Annotated in this window: 2 protein-coding genes; one reads left to right on the top strand and one right to left on the bottom strand. The window is 21.8% G+C overall.

All coding sequences use genetic code 11. The features are described from left to right. The first annotated feature begins 644 nt into the window (after positions 1-644). Positions 645-1,508, top strand: a complete 864-nt coding sequence (locus Q3304_RS20590) for a replication initiation protein (RefSeq protein WP_407815302.1) — start codon at positions 645-647, stop codon at positions 1,506-1,508. A gap of 42 nt (positions 1,509-1,550) precedes the next feature. On the opposite strand, the gene Q3304_RS20585 is transcribed toward Q3304_RS20590, so the two are convergent. Further along, positions 1,551-3,230, bottom strand: coding sequence for a helicase-related protein (locus Q3304_RS20585; RefSeq protein WP_407815301.1), 1,680 nt, complete (start codon positions 3,228-3,230; stop codon positions 1,551-1,553). Positions 3,231-3,357 lie beyond the last annotated feature (127 nt).

The following is a 3,357-nucleotide window of genomic DNA, read 5'->3' as shown; positions in this document are numbered from 1 at the left end:
AAGCTAGAATTAAAGAAAAGTACATTCTATAAACTTGTTAGAGATTGGGAAAAGGATAATATGGACTAAACAATTTATATAAAAGTATTAATTGCATCTATAGACAAGCTTCCTAATAGCACTGTAAAGCTTTTAATGCCATCTGTAAGGTCTTTGGTTTGTATTGTAATGTAATTTATCCTTATAACCCTTAAAATTGATTTTAAGGGCTTATTTCTTGTTTTTAATTAAGATATTTTTTATTGTTAATATATTTAAATAAACAAAGAGTAATGTAAATCTAAGAATGGATTATAATTTTTTGAATTAAAAGGTTTTGTTTTTAATTTTGTCATTTATCTATATAGTATATCCCTATTAATAGTAATAAACCTATTAATAGTTTTAATAGTATTTAATAGTAGTATTTAGGCATATCTAAAAGCATTGAAAATGCTAGGATAGAATGATTTAAATGCTACCTTTTAAGATTTTAAATGCTACCTTTTAAGATTTAAATGCTACCTTTTAAGATTTAAATGCTACCTTTTAAGATTTAAATGCTACCTTTTAAGATTTAAATGCTACCTTTTAAGATTTAGTAGTATTAAATTAGAAAATACGTTATAATAGTAAAAAAACATACTCTTTGGGAGAATTAAATAATGGATAAAATTAAGGGGCAAAAAAATAACATTTTGATGAAATCTAATAAGTTTATAATGGCTAAATATGATTTACAAACAGTAGAAAATAGATTGTTTGTTAAATTATTATATGAGTTTCAAAAAAATAAAAATTTAGAAATAAAAATACATATTGATGAAATCAGAGAACTTATGAAAAATCATAATTATACGACTCCACAGTCTATTAGTAAGATATTTACTAAATTAAGGATAGGGACTATTTATATAAGAAATGCCAATAAATGGGGAGAATGTAGTTTTATTTATTTTTGGGAATATGATGAAAAAACAGAAGAATTTACTGTGAGGACATCAGAAATATTACTTGACTTAATAGAAAATTATATTCAAGTTGGATATACTCCAATCAATTTACAAATATTTTTTAGCTTAAGAGGTTCCTATTCTCAAAGATTTTATGATTTGCTTAGATTATGGACAAGAACAAAGAATGTAGTTACATATCAATTAGATACATTAAAAGAGTTATTAATGCTAGAAAATAAATATGATAGATACAATAACTTAAAAAGAAAAGTTATTGTACCAGCAGTAACAGAACTAAATGAAACTGGATATTTTGAAATTAGTTTCAGAGAAAAAAAGAAGGGAAAAAAAGTAGATTCTATTGAATTTATAGTTAATGATTTGGACGATAGAAAATATTTTTCCCAAAAAGAAAATGCAGATATTAAAAATCAAAATAAATCTAATAAAAAAATTGGTGATATGCCTAGACAAAAAACTAAATTTCACAATTTCAATGAAACATTTACTCAATATACTACTGATGAGCTAGATGATATAATTGCAAAGAGTCAAAAAGAAAAATTTAAATAAATCTAACTTAATTTAAGTTAGATTTATTTTTATACAATCCACCTATAAGTTTTCAAATCTATCCCAAATGTTTTCTATACTCCAATAAGAATATTTTTTTGGATTTTTATTGCCTTTATCACGTTTACTAGTATCATCTCTTTTTAAAATATAATTAATATTGTGCTTTTTTAATATTTTATTTATTGTATTTATCTGTAACTTTTTGGATTTATTGCTAGATAAACCAAATGTATTTTTTATAAGTGATGATAGTTCCAATTGAGATTCATTAAAAAGTCTATTTTCAAGATTTTTTTCTAAATAATTTTTTAATTCTTCATCACTAACATTTTTATCAATTAAATTTTCTATACTAAAACTATCTTCTATTCCTAACCATTCTAAAACTTGCAAGACAAACGAATATTCTGCATTATTTCCATATGAGTAATTATCTGTTATTTTTCCTAAATACTTATATTTTTCCTCAAAAAAGGTTTTACTTGTTTTTCTGATAGAAAAATGAAATTCACTTTCATTAAAATAATCAATATAAAATATTTCAGATGGTATTTCACCAATTTGATACTGATACTTTTTAAAAAAATCTGTTGGATTGTCCTTATATAATTTAATACAATCTAACTTTTTTTGGATATTTTCTAGGATATTGTAAAAATAATTTTTATTCCTTAATGGTATATATAAATTAATTTTTCTAGGTTTATCTATATCCACTCTAACCCTTCCAATTTCTTGAATGATGGTTTCTCTATCTATATCATACATAACTATATTTTTGACATCTTCGTCATTAATATTTATACCTGTTTCTAAAATTTTTGTACTGATTAATACATTTTTATTAAATTTTTCTTTGTTTATTATATTCTTAAATTCTTCTGTTTTATTTTTACTATGTAAAAAACTATTTTTTATATTTTTTTCTTTTAATATATTTGAAATCTTTCTACCTTCGTTCTTTGAATTTACAAATATAATCCATTTATTTTGAGAATTTTCTTTAATATCATCTACGATTTTTTTTATTATAGTATCATTTTCTTTAAAATATTTTACGTTTAAATAGTTATAATTTGGTTTTTGTCTATAGATAAATCCTTTTTTAGAAGATATTTGGGGCAACTTAATAAATGTATGTGGAGTAGAAGACATTAAAATTAAAATTTTTTCTTTAGAAAAGGCTTCAAATATTTCAAAAAATAACTCAGATAAAAGCTCACAGTCAGCATTGAAAGTAGCATCAGAAGTGAAGAAATGTACTTCATCAAGTACTATGTATTTATATTTTTTAATAAATTTTTCTAATGTATATCTTTTTTTTATTGTATTTGCAGTTTTCCAATAATTTAATTCCTTTAATTCTTTTAATTCTTTTAATTCTTTTTTTAATTCTTCTTCCTTTTCTGATTCATTAAATTCTACTTTAAAATCGTAAATAAATTTTTGATAAGTACAAATGTCTATTTTCTTTAACTGTTTTTTTCCATACTCATCACAAAAAGAATTCTTTATTTGGCTATCTAAAGCTTCTCTATTTGATAGATAAAGAATTTTTTTATTCTCCTTTATGCAATATTCAAACAATTCATCTTTTATAAAAGTGGTTTTCCCAGTTCCAGTTTGAGTACTAATTAATATAATATCTCCTTTTTCCCAATCGTTTATATAGTCATATTTTATTATGTCAGATACTCTTTCAATTTTTATTTTTTTCAATATTTTACATCTCCATTCATGTATGTACTTTTATATACTTATAATTATAATTATAAGTATATAAAAGTACATACATATAATCAGATAAATCGTTATATTAAAATATTCAATTATACATCATATTTCA

Source organism: Clostridioides sp. GD02377 (assembly GCF_045899875.1).
GTDB lineage: Bacteria > Bacillota > Clostridia > Peptostreptococcales > Peptostreptococcaceae > Clostridioides > Clostridioides difficile_A.
The sequence above is the reverse complement of the archived record's forward strand: the minus strand, read 5'-3'. Positions and strand labels throughout refer to the sequence as shown.

Coding starts and splice junctions, on each gene's coding strand:
- Q3304_RS20590 (WP_407815302.1), top strand. CDS start 645: ATGGATAAAATTAAGGGGCAAAAAAATAACATTTTGATGAAATCTAAT.